The organism is Variovorax sp. J31P207 (assembly GCF_030316965.1).
Taxonomy (GTDB): Bacteria; Pseudomonadota; Gammaproteobacteria; order Burkholderiales; family Burkholderiaceae_C; genus Variovorax; species Variovorax ginsengisoli_B.
On record NZ_JASZYN010000011.1, the window covers coordinates 92,252 to 117,369 of the forward strand.

The following is a 25,118-nucleotide window of genomic DNA, read 5'->3' on the forward strand; positions in this document are numbered from 1 at the left end:
GCGCGCGATGACACTTGTTCCGTGTCCGATGTTGGAAATAACCGACACCACGAACCCGCGCGCGGCGCTACCTTTGCGCCATGACGCAACGCCTCTGGGATATTTCCCCCCCCGTGCACGAGGGCGCGCCGGTCTTCCCCGGCGACACGCCCTACCGGCAGCGCTGGGCCGCGACGATCGCGCCCGGCTGCCCGGTCAACGTCAGCGAGATCAGCCTGTCGCCGCACGTCGGCGCCCATGCCGACGCACCGCTGCACTACGACCCCGCCGGCGCGCCCATCGGCGAGGTCGCGCTTGCGCCCTTCCTCGGCCGCTGCCGCGTCATCCACGCGATCGAGCGCGGCCCGCTGATCGAGTGGGCGCACATCGCCCACGCCCTCGACGACCTGCCGCCGCGGGTGCTGGTGCGCACCTACCGGCGGGCGCCGGTCGAGCGCTGGGACGGCGCCCTCGCCGCCTACGCGCCGGCCACCATCGAGCGCCTCGCGGCCCTCGGCGTGACGCTGGTCGGCATCGACACCGCCAGCATCGATCCGGCCGACAGCAAGACCCTCGACAGCCACCAGGTGATCCGCCGGCTCGGCCTGCGCGTGCTCGAGAACCTGGTGCTCGACGAGGTGCCCGAGGGCGACTACGAACTCATCGCCCTGCCCCTGAAACTGGTGAGCGCCGATGCCTCGCCGGTGCGCGCGGTCCTGCGCGAACTCAATCCGGAATCCCCATGACACTCGATGATTGCCGGCGCCTCGACGCCGAAGACCCGCTGGCCGCGCTGCGCGACCGCTTCCTGCTGCCCGAGGGCGTGATCTACCTCGACGGCAACTCGCTCGGCGTGCTGCCGAAGACCGCGCCGGCCCGCATCGCCGAGGTGGTCGCCAAGGAATGGGGCGAAGGCCTGATCCGTTCCTGGAACAGCGCCGGCTGGTTCGACCTGCCGCAGCGGCTCGGCGACAAGGTCGCCCGGCTGGTCGGCGCCGCGCCGGGCGAAGTGGTCTGCACCGACAGCACCTCGATCAATCTCTACAAGGTGCTGTTCGCGGCCCTGAGCCAGGTGCTGCTGGCGACGCCCGACGCCAACCCGGAGCGCCGCGTCGTGCTCAGCGAGCGCAGCAACTTCCCGACCGACCTCTACATCGCCGAGTCGATCTGCCGAGAGCGCGGCTTCACGCTCCGGCTGATCGAGGCCGACGAACTGCCCGCGGCGCTCGACCAGCAGGTCGCGGTGCTGATGCTGACCCACGTCAACTACCGCACCGGCGCCATGCACGACATGAAGGCCGTCACGGCCGCGGCCCACGCGGTGGGCGCGCTGACGGTCTGGGACCTCGCCCACAGCGCCGGCGCGGTGCCGGTGGCGCTCAACGACGCCGAGGCCGACTTCGCGATCGGCTGCGGCTACAAGTACCTGAACGGCGGCCCCGGCGCGCCGGCCTTCGTCTGGGTGCACACGCGCCACGCCGGCCAGTTCACGCAGCCGCTTTCGGGCTGGTGGGGCCATGCGGCGCCGTTCGAGTTCACGCCGCACTACCGGCCGGCGCCGGGCGTCGCCCGCTACCTGTGCGGCACCCAGCCGATCATCGCGCTGGCCGGGCTCGAATGCGGGCTCGACAGCGTGCTGGCCGCCGAGCCCTTCGACGCCGGCCAGGGCCCGATGGCGGCGCTGCGCGCCAAGTCGCTGGCGCTGACCGACGCCTTCATCACGCTGGTCGAGCAACGCTGCGCCGGGCGCTTCGCGCTGGTGACGCCGCGCGAGCACGCGCGGCGCGGCTCGCAGGTCTGCCTGGCCCTGCGCGATGGCGGCCCGGGCGCCTATGCGATGGTGCAGGCGCTGATCGCCCGCGGCGTGATCGGCGACTTCAGGGCCGGCGATGCGCAGATGCCCGACATCCTGCGCTTCGGCTTCACGCCGCTCTACATCGGCTTCGAAGATGTATGGAACGCGGTCGAACACCTGGTGCAGGTGCTCGACCGCGAAGAATGGAAACGACCCGAGTTCAACCAGAAGCTCGCGGTGACCTGAGGCCAAAGACTGTCATGAGTACCGAACAAATCGTCCACGACGAAAAGGCGCAGCTCGACTTCAGCGCCTCGATGAGCTACAGCGACTACCTGAGCCTCGACCAGATCCTGACCGCGCAGCATCCGCGCTCGCCGGCGCACGACGAGCTGCTGTTCATCGTGCAGCACCAGACCAGCGAGCTCTGGATGAAGCTCATGCTGCACGAACTGCGCGCCGCGATCCGCGCCATCGCCGAGGACGACCTCTCCAGCGCCTTCAAGATGCTGGCGCGCGTGTCGCGGATCATGGAGCAGCTGGTGCATGCCTGGGACGTTCTGGCGACCATGACACCGCCCGAATACAGCGCCATGCGGCCCTACCTCGGCGCCTCCAGCGGCTTCCAGAGCTGGCAGTACCGCTGCATCGAATTCGCTCTCGGCAACAAGAACGCCGCGATGCTCAAGCCCCACGCGCACCGCCCCGAGCTGCTGGCCGAGGTCGAGGCCGCCTGGCGCGCGCCCTCGCTGTACGACGAGGCGCTGCGGCTGCTGGCGCGGCGTGGCCTCGACGTGCCGGCCGACCACCTGGAGCGCGACTGGTCGAAACCCTACGAGGCCAGCGACGGTGTCGAGCAGGCCTGGCTGGTCGCCTACCGCGAGCCCAAGAAACACTGGGAGCTCTACCAGCTCGGCGAAGAACTCACCGACCTCGAAGACGCCTTCCGCCTCTGGCGCTTCCGCCACGTGACCACGGTCGAGCGCGTGATCGGCTTCAAGCGTGGCACCGGCGGCACCGGCGGCGTAAGCTATCTGCGCAAGATGCTCGACGTGGTGCTGTTCCCGGAGATCTGGAAGCTGCGGACCGACCTCTAGACAGCCCGCGCGACGTCCTTCGCAGCTTCGCATCGACAACAAAGAGAGGAGACAACGATGGACAACGATTTCTTCGGAGATGAGGAACTCGCGCAGCTGCGCTCGCACGGCATCGCGCTGTTCGCGCGCCGCGTGATCTTCGACGCCCGCCCGCCGATGGACGAAGACCAGGTCGCGGCGCTGCAGGCCCAGTGCGCCGGGCCGCTGCCGCCGGAGCTGCTGTCGCTCTGGCGCCTGACGGCCGGCGGGCGCATCGACTACGACCTCCACCTGCACATGAACGGCAACGAGGAGTCGGTGGTCTGGAGCGAACTCTTCTACAACGGCGGCGATGGCCCGCACGACCTGCAGGGGTGGATCGAGCACGAGCGCCAGGGCGCGCAGGAAGCAGCCGCGGACAGCGGCGAGGCCTGGGACGGCAAGCTCACGCTGCTGCCCTTCGGCGGCTTCGAGGACTGCGACCGGGTCTACGCCGTGGTCGAGCCCGGCCCCGACTACGGCCACGTGCTGGCCTGGAAGCAGGGACTGCCGGCGCCCTGGGCGCACGAGATGCACGAGGACGGCATGACCACCGTCGCCCACGACCTGTGCGCCGCCTTCGAGGCGCTGCAGCTCGACGAGGACCCGCTGGCGCCGGCGGGCGACTACTTCACCGGCCAGGCGCTGCTCGAATACCTCGACCAGCGCCACCAGGAGCACGGCCTGTCGCTCGAGCTGATGGACCGGCTGATCGCCTTCTACCGGCGCGCCATGGTCGACTGGCGCACGCCGCTGGCGGCCGGCACGCTGGCACAGGACGCCCCGCTGGCACGCGTCGCGCTGCGGCATGCGATCGCCACCGACGACGCCGAACTGGTCGGGCGCCTGGCGGCCGCCGAAGTGACGCTCGACGGCCCGCTGCTGGGCAGCGCGATCGCCACTGACCTGGCCCTCAGCCACGGTGCCCACGAGGCCGCGCAGGCACTGGTGCAGGCCGGCGCACCGGTGGCGCACGATGCGCTCGACTACATCGACAGCGCGGTCTCGCCCGAACTGGTCGGCCTGCTGCTCGCGCGCGGGGCCGAGCCCAGCGCCACCGCAATCGCCGAATGCGTGGCCTGCGGCGCGCCGGCGGCCGCACGCTTGATCGCCGAAGCCTACGGGCGCTCGCACGACGACCTGGCGGGCAGCTATGCCGCCGCCCGGGACGGCATGCTCGCCGACCTCGAATCCGCCCTGGTCGAAGTCCATGCGGGTCGTCTCACCCACTACCTGGGCCCGGCGGGCCTGGCCAAGCGGGTCGACCATCTGCAGAGCTTCAGCCTCTGATCAACCCTCGTAGAGCCACGGCACGTCGAGCAATCGCGCACCCAGCAGCCGCAGGGCGGCGTCGCGCCCGAAGCGCACCAGTCCGGTGGCATGGAAGATCCCGCCATTGCGGCGGGCCCGTGCCTGCACCTGGGCATTGCGCTGCCAGCGCGCCTCGGCAAAGCGCATGAGCGCCGCCGGCACCGCCGCCGCGTCGCCGCCGTCCAGGGCCTCCGCCAGCGCCACCGCGTCCTCGATCGCCATTCCCGCCCCCTGGGCGAGGTAGGGCAGCATCGGATGCGCCGCATCGCCGACCAGAGCGATGCGCTCGCCCGCCATCTGCGAAGGACTGGCGAGTGGCGGCCGATCGTTGAGGGTCCAGGCCCGCCAATCGGGCACTGCCTCCAGCAGGGCCTGGAGCGCGCCACTGGTGCGCCCGGTCGCGGCCTGCAACGCCGCCAGGCTGGAGGACTGGTCCCAGTCGCGCGCATCGCCGGCGGGCGCCGATTCGGCCAGCACCACCACGTTGAGTGCATCGCCGCGGCGCACCGGATAGGCCACCGCGTGCAGCCGCGGCCCGAGCCAGACCGTGACCTGCGTGCTGCGCAGCGCGGCCGGCAAGGCCGACTGATCGACCAGCGCGCGCCACGCCGTGTGGCCGGTGGGCCGGGGCGGCGAGTCCTCCAGCACGAACGGCCGCACCGTGCTCCAGAGGCCATCGGCGCCGATCAGCGCATCGCCCTCCCAGGCCCGGCGCTCGGTGCTGGACACGCAGACCGCATGCTCGCGCGCGACCACGCCGGTGACCCGGGCCGCGGTGTTCAGCGTGACGGCCCCGGTGCCGCGCGCCGCCGCCAGCAGCACCCCGTGCAGGTCGGCGCGATGGACGCAGAAATAGGGGGCGGCGTAGTTGTGCAGCATCGCGTTGCCGAGCGGCATGCGGGCGATCTCGCGGCTGTCGGTGGCGCTTCGAACCACCAGCGCATCGGGCCGCGCGGCGATCCGCACCAGCGGCTCCCAGACCTCCAGCTGCTGCAGCCGTCGCGTCACGTTGGGACCGAGCTGGATGCCGGCGCCGACCTCGCCGAAGGCCACCGCCTGCTCGAGCAGGTCGACCCGGTGGCGCCGCCGGGCCAGCGCCAGCGCGCAGGCGAGGCCCGCGATGCCGCCGCCCGCAATCAGGACATGGGCTGGCATGGACCGCACTCAGCGGGAGTGCGTGGCAGCGGTCTGGCTCTCGGCTTGGGCCTTCAGGCCGGCGCTGCCGCAACTGCCGCAGCTGTCACAGGCCCCGCAACCCGAAGCCTTGCCGAGCGAAGCCGCCAGCTGCTGCGCCCGCTGGGCATCGACCAGGCCCGCGCGCTGCGTTCCCGCCGCCAGCTTGCCGGCCGCAGCGCGGCGCCAGTTGGCAGGCATCCAGCGCCACAGCGCATAGAACGCGGCCAGCGCGACGATCAATCCGACAATGATTTCCTGCGTCATCTCATCCTCCTGTGAGCGCCAGTGCCACCCGATAGGTGATCCAGCACGCAATGTAGGCGAGCGCGAACAAATAGCCAGCCATGATCCAAACATAACGCCAGGAGCCGGTCTCGCGTTTGACCGCGGCCAAGGTCGAGATGCACTGGGGCGCGAACACATACCAGACCAGCAGCGACAGCGCCGTCGCCAGCGACCAGCTGCCGGCGATCAGGGGCTCCAGCTGGCCCGCGACGTCGTCGCCGGTGGCGGACAGCGCATACACCGTGCCGAGCGCCCCCACCGCCACCTCGCGCGCCGCCATGCCGGGCACCAGCGCGATCGAGATCTGCCAGTTGAAGCCGATCGGCGCAAAGATGTGCTCGAGCCCACGGCCGATCATGCCGGCCAGGCTGTACTGGATGGCCGGCCCGGAGGCGCCTTCGGGCGGCGACGGAAAGGTCGACAGGAACCACAGCAGGATGGTCAGCGTGAGGATGATCGTGCCGACGCGCTGGATGAAGATCCAGGCGCGTTCATAGAGGCCCAGCGCCAGGTTGCGCAGGTTGGGCCAGCGGTAGGCCGGCAGCTCCATCATCAGCGGCGAGCGCTGCTGGCTGTCGCGGAAGCGCTTCATGACCCAGGCCACCGCCATCGCCGAGACGATGCCGAACACATACAGGGCGAACAGCACCACCCCCTGCAGGTTGAAGACGCCGCCGACGGTGCGCGCCGGAATGAAGGCGGCGATCAGCAGCGCATAGACCGGCAGCCGGGCCGAGCAGGTCATCAGCGGCGCGATCATGATGGTCGTGATGCGGTCGCGCCAGTTGCTGATGGTGCGGGTCGCCATCACGCCCGGGATGGCGCAGGCGAAGCTCGACAGCAGCGGGATGAACGAGCGGCCCGACAGTCCGACAGTGCCCATCACGCGGTCGAGCAGAAACGCGGCCCGCGGCAGGTAGCCGGAATCTTCCAGCGCCAGGATGAACAGGAACAGGATCAGGATCTGCGGCAGGAACACGATCACCCCGCCGACGCCGGCGATGATGCCGTCGACCAGCAGGCTCTGGAGCATGCCTTCGGGCACGACGTGCTTGATCAGTTCGCCGAGGGCGGCGGTACCGTCCTTGATCGCGTCCATCGGCACCGCGGCCCAGCTGAACACGGCCTGGAACATCAGGAACATCGTTACCGCGAGCACCAGCATGCCCCACACCGGATGCATCACGACGCGGTCGATGCGGTCGCTGGTGGCCAGGCTGCCCGTCGGCTCGCGCACCGCCAGCCCCAGGATGCGGCGCACCTCGCGCTGGGTGTCGAGCACCTCGTCGAGGCCGGGCGCATGCCAGGACTGCGGGACGGCGGCGGCCACCGGCGCGTCGAGGGCTTCGAGCAGGCCCTGGGCCCCGCCGCTGTGGACGCCGACGGTCTCGATCACCGGCACGCCGAGTTCGCGCGACAGCACGGCCGCATCGACCGTGATGCCCTGCTTCTTCGCCATGTCGGTCATGTTGAGCGCCACCACCATCGGGAGGCCCAGGCGCCGGGCCTCGAGCACCAGCCGCAGGTTGAGCCGCAGGTTGGTGGCGTCGGTCACGCAGACCAGCAGGTCGGGCAGCGCCTCGCTGCTCTTGCCGGTGACGACGTCGCGCGTCACGGCTTCATCGGCCGACAGCGCATTGAGGCTGTAGGCGCCCGGCAGGTCGAGCACGAAGACGCGCCGACCACCCGCCGTGCGCGAGATGCCCTCCTTGCGCTCGACCGTCACGCCGGCATAGTTGGCGACCTTCTGGCGGCTGCCCGTCAGCAGGTTGAACAGCGCCGTCTTGCCGCAGTTCGGATTGCCGAGCAGCGCGATGCGCTCCGGCGGGCTCAGCGAGACGGCGGCGCCGGGCTGGAAGTTCAGGGTCGCTTCAACCACGGCCGACCGCTCCCGGGGTCACGCGGATCATCGATGCCTCGTGGCGGCGCAGCGCGAAGGTGGTGTGGCCCAGCCGCACCGCCAGCGGCTCCCGGCCGGGCACGCCGGTGGCGACGATGCGCACCGCTTCGCCCGGAACGAAACCGATCTCGGTCAGGCGCAGCACCAGCTCCCGCCCCTCCTTCTCGTCGGGACGCAGCACGTCGAGCACCGTGGCCCATTGATGGTTGGGAAGCTGATCGAGGCTGATGGCGGCCGAAGCCGCGCCGGTCATTGTGGTCACCCGCGGAATCCAGAGATTGCAAAATGAGAATTATTCTCGAAAACTCTGGCGTTGGGGGCGATGGGCCCAAGAATCCCTCGGGAACGCGCGGTCCGACCGCGCGATCGCCTCGGAAGTCAGGCCCTCGTCAGGCGGCGAGCAACTGCCGCAGCACGAACGGCAGGATGCCGCCGTGCTTGTAATAGTCGACCTCGATCGGCGTGTCGATGCGCAGGCGCACCGTGACTTCCTGATGGCTGCCGTCCGGCCGGTGGACCACGATCTTGACGTCCATCTGGGGCTTGAGCTCGCCGCCGATCACGACGTCGATCTTCTCGTCGCCGGTCAGGCCCAGGCTCTCCCATGAATCGGCGCCGCGGAACTGCAGCGGCAGCACGCCCATGCCGACCAGGTTGGCACGGTGGATGCGCTCGAAACTGCGCGCCACCACGGCCTTGATGCCCAGCAGCTGGGTGCCCTTGGCGGCCCAGTCGCGCGACGAACCGGTGCCGTATTCCTCGCCGCCGAAGATCACGGTCGGCACGCCCTGCTCGATGTACTTCATCGCGGCGTCGTAGATGAACATCTTCTCGTTGCCCGGCTGGAACAGCGTCAGGCCGCCCTCCTCGCGCGAACCGTCGGCATCGGCCGGGATCATGAGGTTCTTGATGCGCACGTTGGCGAAGGTGCCGCGCATCATCACGTCATGGTTGCCGCGGCGCGAACCGTAGCTGTTGAAGTCGGCCTTGGACACGCCGTGCGCCTTGAGCCAGATGCCGGCGGGCGAGCTTTCCTTGATCGAGCCGGCCGGTGAGATGTGGTCGGTGGTGATCGAGTCGCCGAACAGCGCCATGATGCGCGCGCCCGTGAAGCCGGCGTCGCTCGCATGCGGCTTCATCTTGAAGCCCTCGAAGAACGGCGGCTCGGCGATGTAGGTCGACTTGGGCCAGTCGTAGACCTGGCCTTTGGTGCCCTTGATGCTGCTCCAGAGCTTGCCTGGATTGGCCTTGATCTGCTCGTAGTTCTGGCGGAAGGTCTTGGCGTTCATCGCGAAGCGCAGGTTGTCGTCGATCTCCTTCGGCGTCGGCCAGATGTCGCCAAGGTAGACATCCTGGCCCTTCTTGCCCTTGCCCACCGGCTCGGTCATCAGGTCGACCATCACGTTGCCGGCGATCGCGAAGGCCACCACCAGCGGCGGCGAGGCCAGGAAGTTGGCCTTGAGGTTCGGATGGATGCGGGCTTCGAAATTGCGGTTGCCCGACAGCACGGCGGCGCCGATCAGGTTGTTCTTCGTGATGGCCTCGTTGATCTCGGGCGTGAGGTCGCCGGCATTGCCGATGCAGGTGGTGCAGCCGTAGCCGGCCAGGTAGAAGCCCAGCTTCTCGAGGTAAGGCAGGAGGCCCGCCTTCTCGAGGTACTCGGTCACGATGCGCGAGCCGGGCGCCAGCGAGGTCTTGACGTGCGGCTTGACCGTCAGGCCCGCCTCGACCGCCTTCTTGGCCAGCAGGCCGGCGGCCAGCATCACGCTCGGGTTCGAGGTGTTGGTGCAGGAGGTGATGGCGGCGATCAGCACGTCGCCATTGCCGATCGCGACCTCGCTCTTCGGCAGCGGGTGGCGCACTTTCAGCGTGTCGGCCGGCTGGTTGAAGCCGTTGGCCTCGTTCGGCTTGCTGTAGAGCTCGGAGAACTTGGTCGCCAGGTCGCCAAGGTTGATGCGGTCCTGCGGGCGCTTCGGGCCGGCCAGGCTCGGCGACACGGTGCCGAGATCGAGCTTGACGACCTTGGTGTATTCGAGTTCGCCAGGCGCCGGCATGCCGAACAGCCCCTGGGCCTTGTAGTAGGCCTCGAAGCGCTCGACCTCGGCATCGGTGCGGCCGGTGCCCTTGAAGTAGGCCACGGTCATCTCGTCGACCGGGAAGAAGCCCATGGTGGCGCCGTACTCGGGCGCCATGTTGCCGATGGTGGCGCGGTCGGGCACCGCGATCGAGGCGGCGCCGGGGCCGAAGAATTCGACGAACTTGCCGACCACTTTCTCGCCGCGCAGGATCGCCGTGACGTAGAGCACCAGGTCGGTGGCGGTGACGCCTTCGCGCAGCTTGCCGGTGAGCTCGAAGCCGACCACGTCGGGCGTCAGCATGTAGACCGGCTGGCCCAGCATCGCGGCCTCGGCCTCGATGCCGCCCACGCCCCAGCCGACCACGCCGATGCCGTTGATCATGGTCGTGTGGCTGTCGGTGCCGACCAGCGAGTCGGGGTAGTACACCGGCGGCTCGCCCTTGTCGTTGGGGCTCTTGTAGACGCCGCGCGCGAAGTACTCGAGATTGACCTGGTGCACGATGCCGAAGCCCGGCGGCACGACGCCGAAGGTGTCGAAGGCCTGCATGCCCCACTTCATGAACTGGTAGCGCTCGTTGTTGCGCTGGAACTCGAGCTTCATGTTGAGGTCGAGCGCCTTGGGCGTGCCGTAGTAGTCCACCATCACCGAGTGGTCGACCACCAGGTCGACCGGCACCAGCGGCTCGATGGTCTTGGGCGACTTGCCGAGCGACTGCGCGACGCTGCGCATGGCGGCCAGGTCGGCCAGCAGCGGCACGCCGGTGAAGTCCTGCAGCACCACGCGGGTGACGACGAAGGGCACCTCGTCGGTGCGCTCGGCATTGGGCGCCCAGTTGGCCAACTGCTCGACGTGCTCGGCGGTCACCTTCTGGCCGTCGCAGTTGCGCAGCACCGACTCGAGCACGATGCGGATCGAGACCGGCAGCTTGGCGACGTTGGGATATTGCTTCGCGAGTTCCTTGAGCGACCAGTACTTTCCGGCCTTGCCCGATGCGGTCTTGAAGGTCTTGAGCGTGGGGGCGAAGGCGTGTGCCGGGGCTTTGGCCATGTGGAAACTCCTGTGTATTCGTGGAAGCGCCTCAAAGATAGCAGGGTTCGATGACCTCGGCTGCAGGCCAGGGGTTCAGGCTGCCAGCGCGCGCGGCCCGGTCGCCCTGGCGTGGCGCAGGCCCATCCATTGCAGTTCGGCGAGCACCACCACGACCAGCGCCTGGGCCAGCACCCAGGCCCAGCCCGGCGCAGCGATCGAGCCGCCCGCGACGGCCAGCAGGCCGATGCAGGCGACCGCCCAGCCGAAGTTGCCGGCCACCACCAGCCCGATCAGCCGGCGCGGCGGCAGCGCGCGGCTGGCCATCCAGGCCGCGGCACCCGCGTAGGCCAGCAGGAAGGCCCCGGTCGCCAGCAGCAGCGGTGCCGGCAGGCCGGTCCAGCGGGCCAGCGCCGTGCCGAAGATCAATTGCAGCGCCCCGGTGGCGGCGCACGAGACGGCATCGGCCGCCATCACGCGGGACAGGAAACGAGGGGAGGCAAAGAGGGACATGGCGAACTCCTTGGGTGTTGCGCGGCGGGCCCTTCCCGCTGCGTTGGAATCGATGATTCCCGCGCCGCGGCGCCGGGTCGATGACCTCGCAGGTCATGGCCGTCCTGCGCCGCTTCACTAGGATGGCGTCCATGAACACCCCGAGCAGCGCCCCCCCGACCGCGGCCGACCCCTTCGGCGCCCACCTCCGCCATTGGCGCCAGCACCGGCGCCTGAGCCAGCTCGACCTGGCCCACGAGGCGCAGGTGTCGACCCGCCACCTGAGCTATGTCGAGACCGGCCGCGCCGAACCCAGCCGCGAGATGGTGCTGCGACTGGCGGAACGGCTCGACGTGCCGCTGCGCGAGCGCAACGCGCTGCTGGTGGCGGCCGGCTACGCACCCATGTACCGGCAGCGCTCCCTCGACGACCCGGCGCTGGCGGCGGCACGGCGGGCCGTCGACCTGGTGCTCAAGGGCCACGAACCCTATCCGGCGCTGGCGGTCGACCGCCACTGGAACCTGGTGGCGCACAACGCGCTGGTGCCGATGCTGATGGCCGGCGCGGCCCCGCATCTGGTCGAGGCGCCGGTCAACGTGTTGCGCCTGAGCCTGCATCCGGACGGCCTGGCGCCGCGGATCGCCAACCTGGCGCAATGGCGGGCGCACCTGCTCGAACGGCTGCAGCAGCAGATCGCCGCCACCGGCGACGCCACGCTGGCCGAGCTGCACGACGAGCTGGCCGCCTACCCGCAACCCCAGGTGAGCCACGACGCACCGGCCGCCGGCGGCGAACTCTCCAACGTGGTCGTGCCCTTCCAGCTCGTGACGCCGCAGGGCGTGCTGAGCTTCATCAGCACGACGACGATCTTCGGCACGCCGGTCGACGTCACCTTGCAGGAACTCGCGGTCGAATCCTTCTTTCCGGCCGATGCGCAGACCGCGAAGACACTGAGCACGCTCGCCGGCCGCTGAAAAACAGGCGGCAGCGCGTCGCACGCACGTCGGTCCTGGACGACACGCAAATGCGCCCGCCCAGCGCATGCCGTCGCTCGGGACGGCCCTAGCGTCGGGGCTTCGATCCACCGACACACCGGAGAACCGCGAATGAGCCAAACCGACGAACAAGCCAAGCTGTGGGAGCTGATCAAGGACACCCGCTTCGGCATGCTGACCCACCGCCACAGCGACGGCCAGCTTCACAGCCATCCGCTGACCACGCAGAACAAGAAGCTCGACGAGGGCGCGACCCTGTACTTCTTCATCCCGAAGGACGGGGAGATCGCGCGCCACGTCGCCAGCGATCCGAGCGTCAACGTCGCCTACGCCGACACCGACGCCGACAGCTACGTCTCGGTCTCGGGCCAGGCCGCGCTGCAGGACGATGCGGCGAAGAAGGAGGAGCTCTTCAACACCATGGCCAAGTCCTGGTTTCCGAAGGGCGCCGGCGACCCGAACCTGGGCCTGCTGGCGGTGCGCATCCTGGACGCCGAATACTGGGACGTCGACGACAGCAAGATGGTGCAGCTGTTCAAGATGGCCAAGGCCGCCATCACCGGCAAGCCGCCCACCGACATGGGCGAGCACCGGAAGCTCAACGTCGCCTGAGCCGGCCGCCCATGAAAAAAGCCCCGCGCGAGCGGGGCTTTCCTGGGGTCGGACGCGACAGGGAGCTCAGGCAGCGACCTTGTCGGCGATCTCCTTGTACTCGTCGATCTTGTCGAAGTTGAGGTACTGGTAGATCTGTTCGCTGGAGGCGTCGATCACGCCGACGTTGGTCATGTACTCCTCCCTGGTCGGGATGCGGCCCAGGCGCGAGCAGATCGCGGCCAGTTCGGCGCTGCCGAGGTACACATTGGTGTTCTTGCCCAGCCGGTTCGGGAAGTTGCGCGTGCTGGTCGACATCACGGTCGCGCCTTCGCGCACCTGTGCCTGGTTGCCCATGCACAGCGAGCAGCCCGGCATCTCGGTGCGCGCGCCGGCATTGCCGAAGACGCCGTAGTGGCCTTCCTCGGTGAGCTGCTGCGCGTCCATCTTGGTCGGCGGCGCGATCCACAGCTTGACCGGGATGTCGCGCTTGCCTTCGAGCAGCTTGGACGCCGCACGGAAGTGGCCGATGTTGGTCATGCACGAACCGATGAACACTTCGTCGATGGTGGCGCCGGCCACGTCCGACAGCGTCTTGACGTCGTCGGGGTCGTTCGGGCAGGCCACGATCGGCTCGTGGATGTCGGCCAGGTCGATCTCGATGACGGCCGCGTAGTCGGCGTCGTCGTCGCCCTTGAGCAGCTGCGGGTCCTTGAGCCAGGCTTCCTGGGCCGCGATGCGGCGCGCCAGCGTGCGGCCGTCGGCATAGCCCTCGGCGATCATCCAGCGCATCAGCGTGATGTTGCTGTTGATGTACTCGATGATCGGTTCCTTGTTCAGGTGCACCGTGCAGCCGGCGGCCGAGCGCTCGGCCGAGGCGTCGCTGAGCTCGAACGCCTGCTCGACCTTCAGATCAGGCAGGCCTTCGATCTCGAGGATGCGGCCCGAGAAGATGTTCTTCTTGCCCTTCTTCTCGACCGTCAGCAGGCCCGACTTGATGGCGTAGAGCGGAATCGCGTTGACCAGGTCGCGCAGGGTCACGCCGGGCTGCATCTTGCCCTTGAAGCGCACCAGCACCGATTCGGGCATGTCCAGCGGCATCACGCCGGTGGCGGCCGCGAAGGCCACCAGGCCGGAGCCGGCCGGGAAGCTGATCCCGATCGGGAAGCGGGTGTGGCTGTCGCCGCCGGTGCCGACCGTGTCGGGCGTCAGCAGGCGGTTGAGCCAGCTGTGGATCACGCCGTCGCCCGGACGCAGCGACACGCCGCCGCGGGTCGCCATGAAGTCCGGCAGCTCGTGGTGCATCTTGACGTCCACCTTCTTGGGGTAGGCCGCCGTGTGGCAGAACGACTGCATGACCAGGTCGGCACTGAAGCCCAGGCAGGCCAGGTCCTTGAGTTCGTCGCGGGTCATCGGGCCGGTGGTGTCCTGGCTGCCGACCGAGGTCATCTTCGGCTCGCAGTAGGTGCCGGGGCGAACTCCCAGGCCTTCGGGCAGGCCGCAGGCGCGGCCGACCATCTTCTGCGCCAGCGAGAAGCCCTTCTTGGTGTCGACCGGGCTGACCGGCAGGCGGAACAGCGTCGAGGCCGGCAGACCGAGGGCCTCGCGTGCCTTGGCCGTGAGGCCGCGGCCGATGATCAGCGGAATGCGGCCGCCGGCGCGCACTTCGTCGAACAGCACATCGCTCTTGACCGAGAACTCGGCAATCACCTTGCCGTCCTTGAGTGCCTTGCCGTCGTAGGGACGCAGTTCGACCACGTCGCCCATGTTCATCTGGCTGACGTCGAGCTCGATCGGCAGCGCGCCGGAGTCTTCCATCGTGTTGTAGAAGATCGGGGCGATCTTGCCACCCAGGCAGACGCCGCCGAAGCGCTTGTTCGGCACGTAGGGAATGTCTTCGCCGGTGAACCACAGCACCGAGTTGGTCGCGCTCTTGCGCGACGAGCCCGTGCCGACGACGTCGCCGGCGTAGGCCACCAGGTGGCCGCGGGCGCGCAGGTCCTCGATGAACTTCACCGGACCGCGCTTGCCGTCTTCCTCGGGCACGATGCCGGGGCGGGCGTTCTTGTGCATCGCGAGCGCGTGCATCGGGATGTCCGGGCGGGTGGTCGCGTCGGGCGCGGGCGACAGGTCGTCGGTGTTGATTTCGCCGGCCACCTTGAAGATGCTGACGGTGATGCTTTGCGGCACTTCGGGACGGCTGGTGAACCACTCGGCATCGGCCCAGCTTTGCAGCACGGCACGGGCGTTGGCATTGCCCTTGTCGGCCTTTTCCTTGACGTCGTGGAACTGGTCGAACATCAGCAGGGTCTTCTTGAGACCTTCGGCTGCGACGCCGCCGACTTCGGCATCGTCGAGCAGATCGACCAGCGGGCCGATGTTGTAGCCGCCGAGCATGGTGCCGAGCAGTTCGGTCGCCCGGGCACGCGTCAGCAGCAGGCTCTTTTCGGTGCCGTGCGCGACGGCCGCGAGGTAGCTCGCCTTGACCTTGGCCGCATCGTCCACGCCCGCGGGCACGCGGTGCGTCAGCAGATTGAGCAGGAACTCGGCGTCGGCGACGGCCGGCGACTTCATGAGCTCGATCAGCTCGGCGGTCTGCTTGGCAGTGAGCGGCAGCGGCGGGATGCCGAGCGCGGCGCGCTCGGCGACATGGTCAACGTAGGCTTGCAACATCTTCTTTTCTCCGGAAACACAAATGGGCGGGCGGCTCCCGCTCGGAAGCAAGAGCCGCGCCTTGGCGGGATTACTGCGTCTTGGCGGTCGGTGCCGCGTCGCCGCTTTCGAACAGGCTCTTGGGCGGGTTCTTCTTCATGTCCTCGGCCACCTCGACCTGCTTGGCCGCCTGGCATTCGTCGGCCAGGCGCAGGCCCAGCTTCTGGCTCATGAGCATCGACTTGTTGCCCAGCTGCAGCCACATGGCCTCGCGCACCGGGTCCTCGAGCCGCACCGCGCCGGTGCGGCTGCTGACCGGGTGCAGGCGGTACTTGATGCCGGCGTGCGTCAGGGTGAAGAAGCCGGGCTTCTTGGGGTCGGCCTCGATGTTCACGCTGGCACCGAGTTCGCACTTGATGGTGCCGGTCAGGATGGTCTCGGCCACCTTCAGGTCCTGCTCCGACAGGGTGACGTCGGTTTCTTCGCTGATGGGCTTGGCTTCTTCGACCCGCTTGATGATGCGCTTGGGCACCACCTTCTGGACGACCTTCTTGCCGGTCGTGTTGGCGGCCGGCTTCGCTGCGGTGCCGGTGGAGCTGGTCTGGGCCATGGCGGCCATCGGCAGGGCCAGGGCAGCGGCGGCAATCAGAGCAATTGTCTTCATGGGAATGGTCTTTCGGGGGGGTTGGGTTTCAGGATGAAGCGGGTGCGAACCACGGCTGCGCCTCGGAAGGCAGGCTGCGGCCGGTGGCGTGCGCCCGTTCGAGCACCTGCCAGAAATGGCGATAGCTGGCACGATCATGCAATGTGCCATCGATGCTGACCGGCGCCCACGCGGCAAGGGCGGCGGCGGCAATGATTTTTGTAGCGATTTGAATCTGCCGCTCGTCGGGCGAGAAGGCCTCGAGGATCGGGCGGATCTGGTTCGGATGGATGCTCCACATCCGCGTGTAGCCGAACTCGGTGGCGGCGCGGCGGGCCGAGGCGCGCATCGCGTCGATGTCCTTGAACTCGGTCACCACGCAATGCGAGGGCACCTTGCCATGCGCATGCGCGGCGGAGGCGATCTCGAGCTTGGCGCGTACCACCAGCGGGTGCGTGAACTGCCCCGCGGCGGCCATGCCGTCGGCCGGAATGGCACCGCCGTGCGAAGAGACGAAATCCATCAGCCCGAAGCTCAGCGACTGCACCCTCGGATGGGCAGCGATCTCGAAGACATGATGCACCGCCAACGGCGATTCGATCAGCACGTGCAGCGGCAGCGCCTCGGCGCCGACGGCATCGAGCGCCAGCGCGGCCTCGCGCACATCGTCGATCGACTCCACCTTGGGCACCATCAGGTGGCTCAGGCGATGGCCGGCGCGGCCTGCGATCGTCATCACGTCGGCCGGAAACGCGGCATGGTCGACCGGATGGACCCGGGCGCCGACACGCATGCCGGGCGCCGCCGACAGCGCGAGCTCGGTCACCAGCGCCGCATGCTCGGCCTCGCCGCCCACCGGCGCGCCGTCCTCGCAGTCGAGCGTGACGTCGAACACGCAGGCGCCGAACTCCTGGGCCATTTCGGCTTGCAGCGCCAGGCTCTTGCGCATGCGCGCCTCGACACCGCTGTAGTGGTCGCAGACCGGCAGCGCGACGGCGCCGGCCTGGGCGCCGAGCAGCACCTCGCGCGGATGGGGAACGGCGTTCTCGGTGCTCATGGTTTCTTCTGCGCCACGATGAACATGCGCGGGAAGGCCAGCAGCAGCCGGCCGTCGGTACGCGCCGGGTAGGCGCGGGCGATGCGGCGTTCGTATTCGGCCAGGTAGCTGGTCTTCAGCTCGCTGGGCAAGGGATCGACGAAGGGCTTCAGCCCGGTGCCGCTGACCCATTCGACGATGGCCGCCGCGGAGGCCATCGGATGCTGGTAGGCGGTGCGCCAGACGTCGACCGCCGCGGCCTCGCCGGCCAGCAGGTCGTAGTAGCCGTCGATGCCCAGCAATTCGGTGCGCAGCCGGTCGGGGTTTCCGATGGCCTGCGCCCAGGGTGCCTCGGCCGCCACCTCGCGCATCAGCCGATGCGTGGGCTCCTGGCGGTTGTCGGGCATCTGGATCGCCAGCACGCCCCCGGGTGCCAGCAACGCGAAGAGCCTGGGGATCAGGGTCTCGTGGTCGGGCACCCATTGCAAGGCGGCATTGGCATAGATGAGGTCGGGCGCCGCCTCGGGCGCCCAGGTGGCGATGTCGCCGAGCTCGAAGCGGGCCTGCGGCAGGCGCTGCCTGGCACTGGCGAGCATCGGCTCGGAGTTGTCGGTGCCGACCACCGCGGCAGCCGGAAAACGTTGCACCAGCAGCTCGGTGGAGTTGCCCGGCCCGCAGCCGAGATCGAACACGCGCGTGGCCTGGGCCAGCGGCACCCGGGCCAGCAGGTCCCGGGCCGGACGGGTGCGCTCGTCCTCGTAGCGGCTGTAGAGCGCGGGGTTCCAGTCGAGCATGCCGGGTCGCGGCTTACAGCAGGTGGGCGACGCCGGCTTGCTCGTCGGTCAGTTCCTTGAGCGTCTTGTCGATGCGTTCCTGGCTGAAGGCGTCGATCGCCAGGCCGTCGACGACCTTGTATTCGCCGTTTTCGCAGGTGACCGGGAAGCCGAACATCACGTCCTTCGGAATGCCGTACTGGCCGTCCGACGGAATGCCCATGGTGACCCACTTGCCGTTGGTGCCCAGGGCCCAGTCGCGCATGTGGTCGATGGCGGCGTTGGCGGCCGAGGCGGCCGACGACAGGCCGCGGGCCTCGATGATCGCGGCGCCGCGCTTGCCGACGGTCGGCAGGAAGGTGTTGGCGTTCCAGTCCTGGTCGTTGATCATCTTGGCGACGCTTTCGCCGTTGATGGTGGCGAAGCGGTAATCGGCGTACATCGTGGGCGAGTGGTTGCCCCAGACGGTCAGCTTCTCGATGTCGGCCACGGCCTTGCCGGTCTTGGCTGCAAGCTGGCTGGCGGCGCGGTTGTGGTCCAGGCGCAGCATGGCGGTGAAGTTCTTGCGCGGCAGGTCGGGGGCGCTCTTCATCGCGATGTAGGCGTTGGTGTTGGCCGGGTTGCCGACCACCAGCACCTTGACATTGCGGCTGGCGACGGCGTTGAGCGCCTTGCCCTGGGCCGTGAAGATGGCGCCATTGACGGCCAGCAGTTCGGCACGTTCCATGCCCGGGCCGCGCGGACGCGAGCCGACCAGCAGCGCGTAGTCGGCGTCCTTGAAGGCGGTCATCGGGTCGCCGTGGGCTTCCATGCCGGCCAGCAGCGGGAAGGCGCAGTCGTCGAGCTCCATCATCACGCCCTTGAGCGCCTTCTGGGCCTTTTCGTCGGGGATCTCGAGCAGTTGCAGGATGACCGGCTGGTCCTTGCCCAGCATTTCGCCGGAGGCGATGCGGAACAGCAGGGCGTAACCGATTTGGCCAGCGGCACCGGTGACGGCAACGCGAACAGGCTTCTTGCTCATGGGAATACTCCAGGAAATGATGAAAACGGGGCACGGCCGCGGAGCGCGGCCACGAGGTCGGGCCGGGACTCCAAGCCCGGCCTTCGGGCCGTCTTCGATTTTATGCCGATTTGAGCTTTCGGTGGCGCCTGTCTTATGTCTTATATAAGATGTGGGCCCGAAGCACCCTCGCGGTGCACCCACGAAACCCCATGGCCACCTCTCCCACCACTGTCGCCGAGCCCTCCACGCCGTCGTTCAGTCCGCTCTACCAGCAGATCAAGTCGCTGATCCTGCAGAGCCTCCATGCCGGCGAATGGAAGCCCGGCGAGCCGATCCCGAGCGAGATCGACCTGGCCGCCCGCTTCCGGGTCAGCCAGGGCACCGTGCGCAAGGCGATCGACGAGCTGTCGGCCGAAAACCTGGTGGTGCGCCGCCAGGGCAAGGGCACCTTCGTCGCGACGCACGCCGAGCAGCATGTGCAGTACCGCTTCCTGAAGCTGGTGCCCGACAGTGGCGACGTCGACAGCGAAGGCCCGGCCGAGCGCGAGATCGTCGACTGCAAGCGCCAGCGCGCCAGCGCCGACGTCGCCCGCGCGCTGTCCCTGCGCACCGGCGACGCCGTGCTGCAGGTGCGGCGGGTGCTGGCCTACCGCGGCACACCGACCATCCTCGAGGAACTCTGGCTGCCCGGGACCCCGTTCAGGGGCCTGACCGCCGAGCGCCTCACTGCCTGGCACGGGCCGATGTATGCGCTGTTCGAGACCGAATTCGGCGTCCGCATGGTGCGCGCCGAGGAAAGGATCCGGGCGGTGCTGCCCGATCCTGCGCAGGCGGCGCTGTTGCAGGTCGTCACCTGGACCCCGCTGCTGAGCGTGGAGCGCGTGGCCTATACCTACCACGACACGCCCATGGAACTGCGCCGCGGGCTCTATCGCACCGACACCCATCACTATCGAAACGACCTCGGCTGACAGCGGCCTCGTGCGCCATCATCCGACCATCGCGGTGCGATGACCGGAGCAGCGAAAGCCGCGAGATGGTGCGTTGCAATAGAATTTTGAGTTGTTTGCTTTTCGCCAAAGAACAAGTAGCCCCTCGTAAAACCCGAAAGCCCCCATGACAGAGTTGGCCACCCCACCCCGACAGCCGCGGCGAGAGTTCCGCAATATCAACCCCCTTTCCGACCTGACCACCTACCGGCTGCCGCCGGCCGGCATCGTGTCGATCCTGCACCGCGTGAGCGGGGCGCTGATGTTCCTGCTGCTGCCGTTCATCATCTGGATGTTCGACACCTCGGTGTCCTCCGAGATCTCGTTCGCCCGCTTCACGGCCGCCTTCAATGTCGGGCTCGGTTTCGTCCCGGGCTGGTTCATCAAGCTCGTCGCGCTGGCGCTGATCTGGGCCTACCTGCACCACTTCATCGCCGGCCTGCGCCACCTCTACATGGACGTGAACCATCACGCGGTCGACAAGAAGTCCGGCAACAGCACCGCGCTCGCCACCCTCTTCCTGAGCATCCTGCTGACCGTCGTCCTCGGCGCCAAGCTGTTCGGTCTCTACTGATTGCGCGAGGAAACTGAAATGTCTGTGAACTACGGCTCCAAGCGCATCGTCGTCGGCGCGCACTACGGATTGCGCGACTGGCTCAGCCAGCGCATCACCGGCGCCCTGATGGCGCTCTTCACCGTCATCCTGCTGGCGCAGGTGATCTTCAAGCGCGGCCCGATCGGCTACGACCTCTGGGCCGGCATCTTCGCCGCACAATGGATGAAGGTGCTCACCTTCGTCGTGATCGCCTCGCTGCTCTATCACGTCTGGGTCGGCATGCGCGACGTCTGGATGGACTACGTCCAGCCGGTCGGCATCCGCCTGCTGTGCCAAGTTTTCACCATCGTCTGGCTTGTGGGTTGCGCGGGTTGGGCCATTCAAGTGCTCTGGAGGCTGTAACCCCATGTCATACACAAAAGAACAAATCACCAAGCGGAAGTTCGACGTCGTCATCATCGGCGCCGGCGGCTCCGGCATGCGCGCCTCGCTGCAACTGGCACGCGCCGGCCTCAACGTCGCCGTGCTCTCCAAGGTGTTCCCGACCCGCTCGCACACCGTCGCTGCCCAGGGCGGCGTCGGCGCCTCGCTCGGCAACATGAGCGAGGACAACTGGCACTACCACTTCTACGACACGATCAAGGGCTCCGACTGGCTCGGCGACCAGGACGCGATCGAGTTCATGTGCCGCGAAGCGCCGAAGGTCGTCTACGAGCTCGAGCACTTCGGCATGCCGTTCGACCGCAATCCGGACGGCACGATCTACCAGCGTCCGTTCGGCGGCCACACCGCGAACTACGGCGAGAAGCCGGTGCAGCGCGCCTGCGCCGCCGCCGACCGCACCGGCCACGCGATGCTGCACACGCTCTATCAGAAGAACGTCGAGGCCCGCACCCAGTTCTTCGTCGAGTGGATGGCCCTCGACCTGATCCGCGACGCCGAAGGCGACGTGGTCGGCGTGACCGCCCTCGAAATGGAAACCGGCGACCTGCACATCCTGCAGGCCAAGACCGTGCTGCTGGCGACCGGCGGTGCCGGCCGCATCTTCGCGGCCTCGACCAACGCCTTCATCAACACCGGCGACGGCCTCGGCATGGCGGCCCGCGCCGGCATCCCGCTGCAGGACATGGAGTTCTGGCAGTTCCACCCGACCGGCGTGGCCGGCGCCGGCGTGCTGCTGACCGAAGGCTGCCGCGGCGAAGGCGCGATCCTGCTCAACAGCAACGGCGAGCGCTTCATGGAACGCTACGCGCCGACGCTCAAGGACCTGGCGCCGCGCGACTTCGTCTCGCGATCGATGGACCAGGAGATCAAGGAAGGCCGTGGCTGCGGTCCCAACAAGGACTACGTGCTGCTGAAACTCGACCACCTCGGTGCCGAGACCATCCACAAGCGGCTGCCCTCGGTGTACGAGATCGGCGTCAACTTCGCCAACGTCGACATCACCAAGGAGCCGATCCCGGTGGTGCCGACCATCCACTACCAGATGGGCGGCATCCCGACCAACATCAACGGCCAGGTCGTGATCCAGAAGGGCGAAGAAAACAGCGCCGTGGTCAACGGCCTCTACGCGGTCGGCGAATGCTCCTGCGTGAGCGTGCACGGCGCCAACCGCCTGGGCACCAACTCGCTGCTCGACCTGCTGGTGTTCGGCCGCGCGGCCGGCAACCACATCGTCCAGTTCAACGACAAGCTGAAGGAACACAAGGACCTCCCGGCCGATGCGGCCGACCGAACGCTGGAGCGCCTGAACCAGCTCGAGGCCTCGACCGCGGGCGAATACGCGCAGGACGTGGCCAACGAGATCCGCTCGGTGATGCAGCAGCACGCCGCCGTGTTCCGCAAGCAGGCCTCGATGGACGAAGGCGTGCAGAAGATCGCCGCCGTGCGCCAGCGCGTCGCCGCGGTCACGCTCAAGGACAAGTCGCGCGTCTTCAACACCGCCCGCATCGAAGCCCTCGAAGTCGACAACCTGATCGAAGTCGCACAGGCCACGATGGTGTCGGCCGCCGCCCGCCGCGAATGCCGCGGCGCCCACACGGTGGAAGACTACGAACGCCCGGCCGACGACCCGGTCGCACCGCTCGGCCGCGACGACGCCAACTGGATGAAGCACACGCTCTGGTACAGCCAGGACAACCGCCTCTCGTACAAGCCGGTCAAGCTGCAGCCGCTGACGGTCGCCTCCGTGCCGCCGAAGGTCCGGACGTTCTGAAAACCTTGCGGGACAGACCGCAGTGGCGCGAAGCGCCGCAAGCGCTGTCCCCAACCGACTAAAGGTATCCCACGATGAAGCGCACTTTTCAAATCTACCGCTACGACCCGGACAAGGACGCCAAGCCCTACATGCAGACCGTCGAGATCGAACTCGACGGCCACGAGCGCATGCTGCTCGACGCCCTCATGAAGCTCAAGGCGCAGGACCCGACCTTGTCGTTCCGCCGCTCCTGCCGCGAAGGCGTCTGCGGCTCCGACGCGATGAACATCAACGGCAAGAACGGCCTGGCCTGCCTGACCAACATGCTGACGCTCAAGGGCACGATCGTGCTCAAGCCGCTGCCCGGCCTGCCGGTGATCCGCGACCTGATCGTCGACATGACGCAGTTCTTCAAGCAGTACAACTCGATCAAGCCGTACCTGCAGAACGACACCGTGCCGCCCGAGAAGGAGCGCCTGCAGTCGCCCGAGGAGCGCGACGAGCTGAACGGCCTGTACGAGTGCATCCTGTGCGCGAGCTGCTCGACCAGCTGCCCGAGCTTCTGGTGGAACCCCGACAAGTTCGTCGGTCCGGCCGGCCTGCTGCAGGCCTACCGCTTCATCGCCGACAGCCGCGACGAAGCCACCGCCGAGCGCCTGGACAACCTCGAGGACCCGTACCGCCTGTTCCGCTGCCACTCGATCATGAATTGCGTCGACGTCTGCCCGAAGAACCTGAATCCGACCCGGGCGATCGGCAAGATCAAGGAACTGATGGTGCGCCGCGCCATCTAGTCCCGACGAGAGCCCCGATGCCAGCCACCGACAACCCTTCCGAGCCGATCAGCGAGCGCGCGCTGAGCAAGCTCAAGTGGCGCTGCCGGCGCGGCTTGCTTGAAAACGACCTGTTCATTGCCCGCTTCTTCGAACGGCACGAGGCAAGCCTGACCTTCGGGCAGGCACAGGCACTGGAGACATTGATGGACCTGTCGGACAACGACCTGCTCGACCTCCTGCTTGCGCGAAAGGAGCCCGAGCCCGGATGGGCCGGGGCCGAGGTGGTCGCCCTGCTGCGGCTGATGCGCAGCGACGGTGCGAAATCCCTATCTTCCTGATCCATTCTTTGAAAGACACTCGAAATGAAAGCATCCGAGAACAAGGCCACTCTGTCGTTCAGCAACGGCGGACAGAACGTCGAGCTGCCGATCTACAAGGGCACCCTGGGCCCTGACGTGATCGACATCCGCAAGCTCTACGCCCAGACGGGCATGTTCACCTACGACCCGGGCTTCATGTCGACGGCCTCGTGCGAATCGGCCATCACCTACATCGATGGCGACAAGGGCGAGCTGCTGTACCGCGGCTACCCGATCGAGCAGCTCGCGACCAACTGCGACTTCCTCGAGACCTGCCACCTGTTGCTGTACGGCGAACTGCCCGACGAAGCCAAGAAGACCAACTTCACCAAGCTCGTGACCAACCACACGATGGTCAACGAGCAGATGCAGTTCTTCCTGCGCGGCTTCCGCCGCGACGCCCACCCGATGGCCATCATGACCGGCCTGGTCGGCGCCCTGTCGGCCTTCTATCACGACAGCACGGACATCAACAATCCGAAGCACCGCGAAATCGCCGCGATCCGCCTGATCGCCAAGATGCCGACCCTGGTCGCCATGGCCTACAAGTACACCGTGGGCCAGCCCTACATGTACCCGAAGAACGAACTCAGCTACGCGGGCAACTTCCTGCACATGATGTTCGCGACGCCGTGCGAGGAGTACAAGGTGAGCCCGGTGCTCGAGCGCGCGCTCGACCGCATCTTCATCCTGCACGCCGACCACGAGCAGAACGCATCGACCTCGACCGTGCGCCTGTGCGGCTCGTCGGGCACCAACCCGTTCGCGGCGATCGCGGCCGGCGTGGCCTGCCTCTGGGGCCCGGCCCACGGCGGCGCCAACGAGGCGGCGCTCAACATGCTCTACGACATCCAGAAAGCTGGCGGCGTCGAGAAGATCGGCGAGTTCATCAAGCAGGTCAAGGACAAGAATTCCAACGTCAAGCTGATGGGCTTCGGGCACCGCGTCTACAAGAACTACGACCCGCGCGCCAAGCTGATGCAGGAAACCTGCAAGGAAGTGCTGGGCGAACTGGGCCTCGAGAACGACCCGCTGTTCAAGCTCGCGATGGCGCTCGAGAAGATCGCCCTGGAAGACGAATACTTCGTCTCCCGCAAGCTCTACCCGAACGTCGATTTCTACTCGGGCATCGTGCAGCGCGCGATCGGCATCCCGGTGCCGCTGTTCACCGCGATCTTCGCGCTGGCCCGCACCGTGGGCTGGATCGCCCAGCTGAACGAAATGATCGGCGACCCGGACTACAAGATCGGCCGTCCGCGCCAGCTCTTCGAAGGCTCGGTCAAGCGCGACGTCAAGCCGATCGCCCAGCGCTGATTGCCGTCAGGCCCTCATCCAGGAAAGCTGCCCACGGGCAGCTTTTTTGCGTCTTGGCTGACAAGCGCGCACACGGC

Annotated in this window: 24 protein-coding genes; 13 read left to right on the plus strand and 11 right to left on the minus strand. The window is 67.9% G+C overall.

Annotated features, from left to right (window positions below; translation table 11 throughout):
- The first annotated feature begins 80 nt into the window (after positions 1–80).
- The 4 genes from kynB to QTI68_RS29865 are packed head-to-tail and all read left to right on the plus strand — an operon-like array spanning position 81 to position 4,179.
- On the plus strand, positions 81–725 hold the full coding sequence (gene kynB / locus QTI68_RS29850) for an arylformamidase (protein WP_286526807.1): 645 nt from the start codon (positions 81–83) through the stop codon (positions 723–725).
- Positions 722–2,020 (plus strand): kynureninase, encoded by a 1,299-nt coding sequence (kynU, locus tag QTI68_RS29855; protein WP_286526808.1) that lies wholly within the window; start codon positions 722–724, stop codon positions 2,018–2,020. Before kynB ends, kynU begins: the two co-directional genes overlap by 4 nt.
- 14 nt (positions 2,021–2,034) lie before the next feature.
- Complete coding sequence (gene kynA / locus QTI68_RS29860) at positions 2,035–2,871, plus strand: tryptophan 2,3-dioxygenase (RefSeq protein WP_286526809.1); 837 nt, start codon at positions 2,035–2,037, stop codon at positions 2,869–2,871.
- Between the two features lie 57 nt (positions 2,872–2,928).
- Positions 2,929–4,179: an SMI1/KNR4 family protein gene (locus QTI68_RS29865; RefSeq protein WP_286526811.1), complete on the plus strand. Its 1,251-nt coding sequence runs from the start codon at positions 2,929–2,931 to the stop codon at positions 4,177–4,179.
- Here QTI68_RS29865 and QTI68_RS29870 read toward each other — a convergent pair whose 3' ends face one another.
- From QTI68_RS29870 to QTI68_RS29895, 6 genes are all read right to left on the minus strand, one after another.
- Positions 4,180–5,355, minus strand: a complete 1,176-nt coding sequence (locus QTI68_RS29870; protein WP_286526812.1) for an FAD-dependent monooxygenase — start codon at positions 5,353–5,355, stop codon at positions 4,180–4,182.
- A 9-nt stretch (positions 5,356–5,364) separates the two neighbouring features.
- Positions 5,365–5,640, minus strand: a complete 276-nt coding sequence (locus QTI68_RS29875) for a DUF6587 family protein (RefSeq protein ID WP_286526813.1) — start codon at positions 5,638–5,640, stop codon at positions 5,365–5,367.
- 1 nt (position 5,641) lies between these two features.
- Positions 5,642–7,540, minus strand: a complete 1,899-nt coding sequence (gene feoB, locus QTI68_RS29880) for a ferrous iron transport protein B (protein WP_503011756.1) — start codon at positions 7,538–7,540, stop codon at positions 5,642–5,644.
- On the minus strand, positions 7,533–7,814 hold the full coding sequence (locus QTI68_RS29885; RefSeq protein ID WP_286526934.1) for a FeoA family protein: 282 nt from the start codon (positions 7,812–7,814) through the stop codon (positions 7,533–7,535). Before QTI68_RS29885 ends, feoB begins: the two co-directional genes overlap by 8 nt.
- 136 nt (positions 7,815–7,950) lie before the next feature.
- Positions 7,951–10,686 carry an aconitate hydratase AcnA gene (gene acnA / locus QTI68_RS29890; protein ID WP_286526814.1) on the minus strand — a complete coding sequence of 912 codons (2,736 nt, stop codon included), beginning with the start codon at positions 10,684–10,686 and terminating at the stop codon, positions 7,951–7,953.
- 75 nt (positions 10,687–10,761) lie between these two features.
- Positions 10,762–11,178 carry a hypothetical protein gene (locus QTI68_RS29895; RefSeq protein WP_286526815.1) on the minus strand — a complete coding sequence of 139 codons (417 nt, stop codon included), beginning with the start codon at positions 11,176–11,178 and terminating at the stop codon, positions 10,762–10,764.
- 131 nt (positions 11,179–11,309) lie between these two features.
- On the opposite strand from QTI68_RS29895, the gene QTI68_RS29900 reads away from it, so the two are divergent.
- Together QTI68_RS29900 and QTI68_RS29905 are read left to right on the plus strand one after the other, a co-directional pair.
- Positions 11,310–12,131 carry a helix-turn-helix domain-containing protein gene (locus QTI68_RS29900; RefSeq protein ID WP_503011757.1) on the plus strand — a complete coding sequence of 274 codons (822 nt, stop codon included), beginning with the start codon at positions 11,310–11,312 and terminating at the stop codon, positions 12,129–12,131.
- Positions 12,132–12,263: 132 nt separating this feature from the next.
- Positions 12,264–12,764 carry a pyridoxamine 5'-phosphate oxidase family protein gene (locus tag QTI68_RS29905; RefSeq protein ID WP_286526816.1) on the plus strand — a complete coding sequence of 167 codons (501 nt, stop codon included), beginning with the start codon at positions 12,264–12,266 and terminating at the stop codon, positions 12,762–12,764.
- Between the two features lie 66 nt (positions 12,765–12,830).
- On the opposite strand, the gene QTI68_RS29910 is transcribed toward QTI68_RS29905, so the two are convergent.
- The 5 genes from QTI68_RS29910 to QTI68_RS29930 all read right to left on the minus strand — a co-directional run bounded on the left by QTI68_RS29910 (position 12,831) and on the right by QTI68_RS29930 (position 18,868).
- On the minus strand, positions 12,831–15,416 hold the full coding sequence (locus QTI68_RS29910) for a bifunctional aconitate hydratase 2/2-methylisocitrate dehydratase (protein WP_286526817.1): 2,586 nt from the start codon (positions 15,414–15,416) through the stop codon (positions 12,831–12,833).
- 70 nt (positions 15,417–15,486) lie between these two features.
- The gene (locus QTI68_RS29915) at positions 15,487–16,059 is read right to left on the minus strand and encodes a hypothetical protein (RefSeq protein WP_286526819.1); all 573 of its coding nucleotides are present in this window, start codon (positions 16,057–16,059) and stop codon (positions 15,487–15,489) included.
- Positions 16,060–16,087: 28 nt separating this feature from the next.
- Complete coding sequence (locus tag QTI68_RS29920; protein WP_286526821.1) at positions 16,088–17,095, minus strand: HpcH/HpaI aldolase/citrate lyase family protein; 1,008 nt, start codon at positions 17,093–17,095, stop codon at positions 16,088–16,090.
- Positions 17,092–17,868: a trans-aconitate 2-methyltransferase gene (tam, locus tag QTI68_RS29925; RefSeq protein ID WP_286526822.1), complete on the minus strand. Its 777-nt coding sequence runs from the start codon at positions 17,866–17,868 to the stop codon at positions 17,092–17,094. Before tam ends, QTI68_RS29920 begins: the two co-directional genes overlap by 4 nt.
- Before the next feature lie 13 nt (positions 17,869–17,881).
- Complete coding sequence (locus tag QTI68_RS29930) at positions 17,882–18,868, minus strand: malate dehydrogenase (RefSeq protein WP_286510110.1); 987 nt, start codon at positions 18,866–18,868, stop codon at positions 17,882–17,884.
- Between the two features lie 191 nt (positions 18,869–19,059).
- Here QTI68_RS29930 and QTI68_RS29935 point away from each other — a divergent pair, with 191 nt between their 5' ends.
- The 7 genes from QTI68_RS29935 (at position 19,060) to gltA (ending at position 25,041) form a co-directional block, all read left to right on the plus strand.
- The gene (locus QTI68_RS29935) at positions 19,060–19,821 is read left to right on the plus strand and encodes a GntR family transcriptional regulator (RefSeq protein ID WP_286526823.1); all 762 of its coding nucleotides are present in this window, start codon (positions 19,060–19,062) and stop codon (positions 19,819–19,821) included.
- A gap of 145 nt (positions 19,822–19,966) precedes the next feature.
- Positions 19,967–20,413 (plus strand): succinate dehydrogenase, cytochrome b556 subunit, encoded by a 447-nt coding sequence (sdhC, locus tag QTI68_RS29940; protein ID WP_286526824.1) that lies wholly within the window; start codon positions 19,967–19,969, stop codon positions 20,411–20,413.
- A gap of 18 nt (positions 20,414–20,431) precedes the next feature.
- The gene (gene sdhD, locus QTI68_RS29945) at positions 20,432–20,797 is read left to right on the plus strand and encodes a succinate dehydrogenase, hydrophobic membrane anchor protein (RefSeq protein ID WP_286526825.1); all 366 of its coding nucleotides are present in this window, start codon (positions 20,432–20,434) and stop codon (positions 20,795–20,797) included.
- A gap of 4 nt (positions 20,798–20,801) precedes the next feature.
- On the plus strand, positions 20,802–22,610 hold the full coding sequence (gene sdhA, locus QTI68_RS29950; protein WP_286526826.1) for a succinate dehydrogenase flavoprotein subunit: 1,809 nt from the start codon (positions 20,802–20,804) through the stop codon (positions 22,608–22,610).
- Between the two features lie 74 nt (positions 22,611–22,684).
- Positions 22,685–23,386 (plus strand): succinate dehydrogenase iron-sulfur subunit, encoded by a 702-nt coding sequence (locus QTI68_RS29955; RefSeq protein ID WP_286526827.1) that lies wholly within the window; start codon positions 22,685–22,687, stop codon positions 23,384–23,386.
- 17 nt (positions 23,387–23,403) lie between these two features.
- Positions 23,404–23,706: an FAD assembly factor SdhE gene (locus tag QTI68_RS29960; protein ID WP_286526828.1), complete on the plus strand. Its 303-nt coding sequence runs from the start codon at positions 23,404–23,406 to the stop codon at positions 23,704–23,706.
- A gap of 24 nt (positions 23,707–23,730) precedes the next feature.
- Positions 23,731–25,041: a citrate synthase gene (gene gltA / locus QTI68_RS29965; RefSeq protein ID WP_286526829.1), complete on the plus strand. Its 1,311-nt coding sequence runs from the start codon at positions 23,731–23,733 to the stop codon at positions 25,039–25,041.
- The last annotated feature ends 77 nt before the right edge of the window (positions 25,042–25,118 follow it).